Annotated in this window: 6 protein-coding genes; 2 read left to right on the top strand and 4 right to left on the bottom strand. The window is 57.6% G+C overall.

Translation table 11 applies throughout. The features are described from left to right. The first annotated feature begins 189 nt into the window (after positions 1-189). A complete protein-coding gene (gene leuC, locus HY2_RS13670; protein ID WP_034828590.1) occupies positions 190-1,614 on the top strand; it encodes a 3-isopropylmalate dehydratase large subunit in 1,425 nt (474 codons plus the stop codon). Between the two features lie 21 nt (positions 1,615-1,635). Here the strand turns inward: leuC and leuD are convergent, their stop codons facing one another. The 3 genes from leuD to HY2_RS13655 form a co-directional block, all read right to left on the bottom strand. Then, positions 1,636-2,229 carry a 3-isopropylmalate dehydratase small subunit gene (leuD, locus tag HY2_RS13665; RefSeq protein ID WP_034828588.1) on the bottom strand — a complete coding sequence of 198 codons (594 nt, stop codon included), beginning with the start codon at positions 2,227-2,229 and terminating at the stop codon, positions 1,636-1,638. Between the two features lie 3 nt (positions 2,230-2,232). Further along, complete coding sequence (locus HY2_RS13660; protein WP_034828586.1) at positions 2,233-2,703, bottom strand: DUF3237 domain-containing protein; 471 nt, start codon at positions 2,701-2,703, stop codon at positions 2,233-2,235. Positions 2,704-2,768: 65 nt separating this feature from the next. Continuing rightward, on the bottom strand, positions 2,769-5,003 hold the full coding sequence (locus HY2_RS13655) for a TonB-dependent receptor (RefSeq protein WP_034828585.1): 2,235 nt from the start codon (positions 5,001-5,003) through the stop codon (positions 2,769-2,771). Positions 5,004-5,115: 112 nt separating this feature from the next. On the opposite strand from HY2_RS13655, the gene HY2_RS13650 reads away from it, so the two are divergent. Further along, positions 5,116-6,528 carry a spinster family MFS transporter gene (locus HY2_RS13650; RefSeq protein WP_081815069.1) on the top strand — a complete coding sequence of 471 codons (1,413 nt, stop codon included), beginning with the start codon at positions 5,116-5,118 and terminating at the stop codon, positions 6,526-6,528. A gap of 15 nt (positions 6,529-6,543) precedes the next feature. Here HY2_RS13650 and HY2_RS13645 read toward each other — a convergent pair whose 3' ends face one another. After that, a complete protein-coding gene (locus tag HY2_RS13645; RefSeq protein WP_206741038.1) occupies positions 6,544-7,017 on the bottom strand; it encodes a MarR family winged helix-turn-helix transcriptional regulator in 474 nt (157 codons plus the stop codon). Positions 7,018-7,217 lie beyond the last annotated feature (200 nt).

Here is a 7,217-nt window from a genome sequence, read left to right as displayed (position 1 = left end):
CTCCTCTCCCTGATGCGCATCTCTGGTCATATCTGACGCTTTATTTACATAGATAGCTAATCTAAACCGCCCTTTCAGGCAACAGGTTTCCATACGGCAAGAGTTCAAACAGGCTTGCCAAACAAGCCAGGCCCAATAAGTTAGATATCTAACTATTTTTCTTCTTTCACTTACACAAGGCAGGCAGGTTTGTCCTCTAGCGAACAGCACTCCCCCGCCCCACGCACACTCTACGAAAAGCTCTGGGATGCCCACTTCGTGGCAGAAGAGAATGGTGAGGCGATCCTGTATATAGACCTGCACATGCTGCATGAGGTCACCTCACCTCAGGCCTTTGCAGGACTTGCTGAGCATGGCCGCAAGATCCGGCGGCCAGACCTCACCTTGGCCATGGCAGATCACTGCGTGCCCACCACCGGCCAGGCTAAGGGCATCGAAGCGGTTGAAGACGAACTATCACGCGCGCAACTCGCCATGCTGCGCCAGAATAGCGCGGCTTACGGCATCGAGCACTATACAATCGGCGACATCCGCAACGGCATCGTGCATGTGGTCGGCCCAGAGCAAGGCCGAACCCAGCCAGGCATGACCATCGTCTGCGGCGACAGCCACACATCCACCCATGGTGCATTCGGCGCACTGGCTTTCGGAATCGGCACGTCCGAGATCGAACATGTTATGGCCACTCAGGCCATCCGGCAAAGAAAGTCCGGCAATCTTCGCGTCACAGTCAACGGACGGTTACCGCCCGGTGTTACCGCGAAGGATCTGGCGCTGACTATTGTGTCCGAATTGGGGGTCGACGGCGCCACGGGACATGTCATCGAATATTCTGGGGAGGCCATTTGCGCGCTCTCTATGGAAGGCCGTATGACACTTTGCAATATGAGCATCGAAGCTGGCGCCCGCGCGGGCCTCATCGCGCCGGATGATGTCACCTATACCTATCTGAAATCTCGCATGCCGACCGATGCCTGGGCCGCCGGTATGCCTCGTTGGAAGCAATTCCACACAGACCCTGGCGCGCGCTTCGATCACGAAATCACCCTGGATGCCAGCATAATCGCACCTGTCGTCAGCTGGGGTATCAACCCGGCCCAGAGTATCGCAATCAATGCCCGAATACCTGACCCCGCTGAACAGGATGATTCGAAATTGCGCGCCATTACGGAACGGGCGCTGTCTTATATGGCACTCCAGGCTGGCAGCTCCATTGCGGGCACGCCGATCGACCGAGTCTTTATAGGCTCATGCACAAATGGCCGCATTGAAGACCTGCGCGCGGCGGCCACTGTTCTGAAGGGTCACAAGATCAATCCACGAATTAGCGCCATTGTGGTGCCTGGCTCTGGCATGGTTCGCCAAATGGCTGAACAGGAAGGTCTGGACACGATCTTTGTGGATTCAGGCTTTGAATGGCGCGAGCCGGGTTGCTCCATGTGCGCCGCCATGAACAATGACAGACTAACACAAGGAGAGCGGTGCGCTTCCACATCCAACAGGAATTTCGAGAACCGGCAAGGCCCCGGCGGACGCACCCACCTGATGAGCCCGGCTATGGCCGCCGCCGCCGCGATTACGGGCGAAATTACAGATTTCAGAACCCTGCTCTGAACATCTTGTCGCCACGCCGCATCAGCGCTTCGGCCACTTTTGCTCGAACGCGCTCAGGGCGTCATCATGGGCAAGCGTCCGGGAAATATCGTCCAGACCAGCCAGCAATGCCTCGCGAATGTCTTCCCGGATATCGAATGTGTACGTATTGCCCTGCGGGCCGATCACACGCTGGTGCTCCAGATCAATGGTCAGGGCCGACTTTGGAAAAGCCGTCGCTGAGGCAATCAACTCGTCACATGCCCCCCCCGGCAATTGCACCGGCAGCAAGCCATTCTTCAGGCAATTGGTCGCAAAGATAGCCCCAAAGCTCGGTGCGATGATACAGCGTATACCAAAATCATCCAGGGCCCACACAGCATGTTCGCGGGATGATCCACACCCAAAGTTCTCATAGGCAATGATAATCCGGGCCTCTCGCCGGACATCCTGATTCAGCACGAAGTCTTCAACTTCACGCCCCTCATCATCGTAGCGCCAATCATTGAACAAGCGTCGCCCCAGGCCTTTCCGCGTCAGCGTCTTCATAAACCGGGCGGGCAGGATCTGGTCAGTGTCTATGTGTGCCACGGGCAAGGGCGCTGCGAGGGCCGTAATTGTTCGGAATGGTCGCATGGATCAGAGCACCTCGAAAACGTCATATCGCACGGCGCCCCCAATGGACTCCCCCATACCTATCGTCACGATATTGTTCAGCCAGCTATAGCGTTGATCGCCAGTCTCAAAAATCGGTGCTGTCCGGAAGTAGATCTGCTTGCGCTCTTCATCCGTCTTCGGGCCGCCGCGAAGGGAAAATTCGCGGACCTTTGGCATAGGTCGCAGGACACCCCGGTAAGACAGATAGATCAGCGCGCCATCATGGGTTTCGAACGTCACACGGGCATCCAGTCGCAACGTGTCATTGTCATCGATCGTGGCCCAGTCGCCGCCACCCGGCACAACCCGGCCATTCAGGCGCTCACCTTCGACTACACCCCCAGTCAGGACGGCAATCATGCGCCGGCCGAAATGGGCCTTGCCGATCATCTGCTGCGGCTCTGAAAAGTCTGCGCGATAGGTGCAGAGATAACGAAACTCAGGGGTCTGCATGACAGGCATCCTCTTGAAAGTAAGGTGCCACCCGCCGGTGAATATCCGGCGCGGTGGCAGGGAAATTACATACTCAGTGACAGGGTCACGCCATAGGTGCGCGGCGGCGCATAAGGCACCAGCGTCTGCTGGAATGGGCCAAAATAGGTGACATAGGTTGGCACCAATTCGTCCGTCAGGTTCTTGCCCCAGAAGGAGACCTCCCAGCGCTCATCCGGCAGCGTCAGCGTCAGGCGTGCGTCCAGATTGTCGTGTGCCGGCCACAGTTGAGACGCGACATTAGAGGCCTCGAAGTACGCGTCATCCACCCAGGAATAATCCACCCGCACCAATGCGCGCCACTCACCCACCGGCATCTCATACTGGGCGCCAATGTTGTACTTGTTGGCAGGGGAACGCGGCAATTCGTTACCGGTATAGTCAGAGCCGGGGATCTGATACTCCACAAACTCCGTATCCAGATAGGAATAGCTGCCATCAATACGGAAGTTCTCGGAGACCCGACCGACAAACTCCACCTCAAGACCCTTGATCTGGGCTTCGGCGGCATTGCTGACCACGACACAGCAAAGTGGCACCAGCTGAGAAATCTGCAGGTCTTCATAATCCGTCTTGAAGAGCGCAGCATTCAGCGTCAGGCGACGCTGGAACCATTCCGTCTTCGCTCCCAATTCATAGCCCCACGCAAATTCCGGATCATATGGCGTGGAGGCCCCGGCATCCGTACCCGACAGCCCCTGAAAGCCCCCACTCTTATAGCCGCGTGCGGCGGAGGCATAGACCATGACATTGTCCGCCGCCTGCCAATTCAGGGCAAAGCGCGGCGTAAAGGCTTCCCACTCTTCCGAAGCGTTGACGTCATAGCCTTCAAGTGACCCTAGAGGCGGTGGCAAGCCCGGACCGGAAACCTTCATGCCTGCGAAGCGGCCCTCTTTTTCTTCCCATGTCATGCGCGCGCCAACGGTCGCCGTCAGCCTCTCGGTCAGATCATAGTCGAACTGGCCGAACACGGCGAAGCTGCTTGCTGTGACAGATTGCGGATAGATCGCCGTTCCAGTCTGCGCCGGTGCCGGGAAATCCTGGATCTGGCCCTGCAAGCGGTCTATGTCCTCGTCCAGATAATACAGGCCAACCTGGCCCTGTAGCCGGTCGTTCAGTGCCTCAAAGGCATAGCGGATTTCCTGGCTGAACTGGGTCGCGTCCTCCCACCCGAAATCGGTCGACTCGATCTGCGTGGGCGGGTTGACCGGATTGCTGAAAAAGGGCGTGCGGAACTTGTACTTCACATCCCGCAATGCGGTCAGTGAGGTCAGCGTCCCATAGCCCAGATCCCAGTTGATCTCTCCACTATAAGAGCTGATCTGACGAAAGATCTGACCATCAGTATAGGCATTTACGATGCGTGGGTCAGGATTGACGCCTACGCAATGCACACCAGTATTGAAGTCTTCATTACAGATATTGTCGCGCGGATTCCCGGCCTGGTCCTGCGTGGAAATGTCCGCTCGCAGAATGATGTCCAGATTCTCAGACGGCAGAAAACGCAGGGCTGCGCGCGCTGTTGTCATGTCCTGATCATTGACATCATTGCCGGTCGTTTCGTTGAATTCGTATCCGTCGCGCTGCTTGTGCGAAATTCCACCCGACAGGAACACCTTGTCAGACAGGGGCACATTGCCCCGCACGACCAGATTGTACTTGTCATAATTGCCGGCTGTCCCCTCGATATAGAAAGAGCGCTCATCGGAAGGCTTGCGGCTGACAAACTGGATTAGCCCCCCGATCGCATTCTTGCCGAACAGCGTGCCCTGCGGCCCCCGCAGAACCTCCACACGCTCCAGGTCCAGCACGTCCAGGTCCATCGTCCCGCCCCGACCGGCATACACGCCGTCCACGAACACGACGACCGAGCCATCCCCGCCAGCGTTCTGGCTGATGCCATTCGCTGTGCCGATGCCACGAAGGGAAAAATTGTTCTGGATCGGATCAGCCGCGCCAACCGTCAGTCCAGGCGTGCGCAAGGCCAGATCCTGAATCGTTTCGACATTGTTGTTTTTCAGCTGGTCTGCACTGAAGGCCGAGACGGCCACCGGCACATCCTGCAAGCTCTGCTCTCGCCGCTGCGCCGTGACGACAACGGTGTCATAGGCGATCTCTTCATCAGCCCTGGTTTCTTCCTGGGCAAGGGCGCTCCCCGATAAGGCAGGCCCCACCAATGCCATTGTCAGGGCAAAGCCCTTCCACGCTATTCTACACATTTCCATTTCCTCCACTTTCGGGTCTTCGCCCTGACAGGTCATCTTTGACTCTGATTTTGCTATTGCTTAGATAGCTAATTATTACTTAGATAGCTAATATAAATTCTCCACGGCGGCAAGAGACCGTTCGTTTGGAAACCAGAGGGCGGAAAACATGGCCGATCAGGCGCTTCACGGCGAAGCAGACAGCACATCTGAATCCGTAGTCGGATCGCCTTCTGGCGTGACTCCGCCCTGGCCCAATCCGATCTATAGCTGGTATGTGGTCGGCGTCCTCCTGTTGGCCTACACCCTCTCCTTCATCGACCGGATGATTCTCAGCCTGCTGGTCGCGCCGGTGCGTGAGTCGCTCGATATTACCGACACCCAGTTCAGCCTTCTGGTCGGCATGGCCTTCGCCCTGTTCTACACACTCGCCGGGCTGCCCCTTGCCTGGATTGCAGACCGTTTCAGCCGCCGGAACCTGATCGTTGGCGGCATTGGCGTATGGAGTTTGATGACGCTGAATTGCGGGCTCGCGACCAGCTATATCGGCCTATTCCTGGCACGTATGGGCGTTGGCGTCGGCGAGGCCACTTTGTCGCCTGCCGCCTATTCCATGCTCAGCGACTACTTCCCCAAGAAAAGGCTGGCCCGCGCCATTGCGGTCTACTCGATTGGCGTACCGCTCGGCTCAGGTATCGCGCTGATGCTGGGCGCGCTGGTCATCAAGGCCATTCTCGCCGCGCCCGAGATCACCTTGCCCTTTGTCGGGCAAATCGAGGCTTGGCGCCTCACCTTTGCCTTTGTGGCATTCCCTGGCATTCTGGTCTGCCTGCTCATGCTGACCATTCGGGAACCTTTCCGCCGTGGCCGGATGACGGTGGAGCAGCATGAAAGCTCGGGCTCTCAGAATTTCGTGGCCCATGTGATGACCCACAAGGTGTCTCTCGGCTGTATGTTCGCTGGCATGTCTCTGATCACCATGGTGATGTACGGCTCGCTCGCCTGGATCCCGGCTTTCCTGTCGCGAACCTATCCGATCAGTATCACTGATGCCGGTCTCTGGTTTGGCGCCATCATGGCGATCTGTGGGGCGGGTGGCCTGATCCTGGGCGGTGTCGTCGCCGACGGAATGTTTGCTCGCGGTTATACGGACGGACATATACGCACGATCCGTTTATCCCTTCTGATCGGCGGGCCATTCCTGATCCTCACTCCGCTGATGCCCAACGCGCCCCTCGCGCTTGCTTTGCTGGTGCCCGGCTTCCTGTTCATAACGATGCACGGGGTCGGCACAGTGGCCTTGCAAGTGATCACGCCAAACGAATACCGCGCGCGCATCACGGCTCTGTACTTCTTCGTGGCGAATCTGATCGGCCTCGGACTGGGGCCCACCGTCATCGCCCTGGTGACAGATCTCGGTTTCGGGAATGATGCGGCCCTGCGATATTCGCTGTTCACCGTGTCAGTCATCGCCCTGCCGCTCGCAGGCATGATTCTGACTCTGGGCATGCCCGCCTATCGACGCAGTGTGGCCAACATCACAGACGTAACAGATGCTGCAAATGAGGTGCCTGCAACGTGAGACGGCCCTGCCAGCCTAGTCGCGGGCCACATCTTCCGGTGAGAAGGACAAGGGCGCACCCCAGTCCTGCGCCAGTGTCGCTGCCGTCTGGTCAAATGCCTGCTTGCCGATACGGCGGATCAGTTCTTCCGTCATCAGCGTCATGGCCCGCTGCGCATCCCGGCGCATAGCCTCGCCCGTCTCGGTCAGCTCCACAAGCTTCACCCGCATATTGTTCGGATCGTCCACAAGTCTCACCATATCCATCTCGTTCATGGATTTCAGAGTTGCATGGATAGCTTGCCGACTGATGCCCAATCGCCGTGCAATCTCGGATGGATAACGTACTCCCATCACGACATTCGCCATCACCATGGACTGCGGCCGCGTGACAGTCGGCCAGCCTCGCGCGCGGATATAGCTCTGAAGCCCCTCATCCAGCCAGTAAAAGCCTGACAGCAGGTTCAACAGGATCTGGTTTGCCTGCATTACATCATTGGTCTCACTCATATGTGCGACTTACAGCTGGTTCTGACGGGATGCAAACACATCCCGCGCCACGACATGCCGAACCATTTTAGCCCCCACCCCTTAACGTCAATCAAGTTGACAGTAAGAGTGACCGGCCATATTCTTCCAAACATAGAACACGCCCTGCCAACAAGGGCGGCACAAAATGGAGGAGCCCCCATGACAAGACCCCAAAACAA

Source organism: Hyphomonas pacifica (assembly GCF_000682675.1).
GTDB classification, from domain to species: domain Bacteria; phylum Pseudomonadota; class Alphaproteobacteria; order Caulobacterales; family Hyphomonadaceae; genus Hyphomonas; species Hyphomonas pacifica.
Note: the sequence above shows the minus strand (reverse complement) of the source record. Positions and strands in the feature narration are given on the sequence as shown.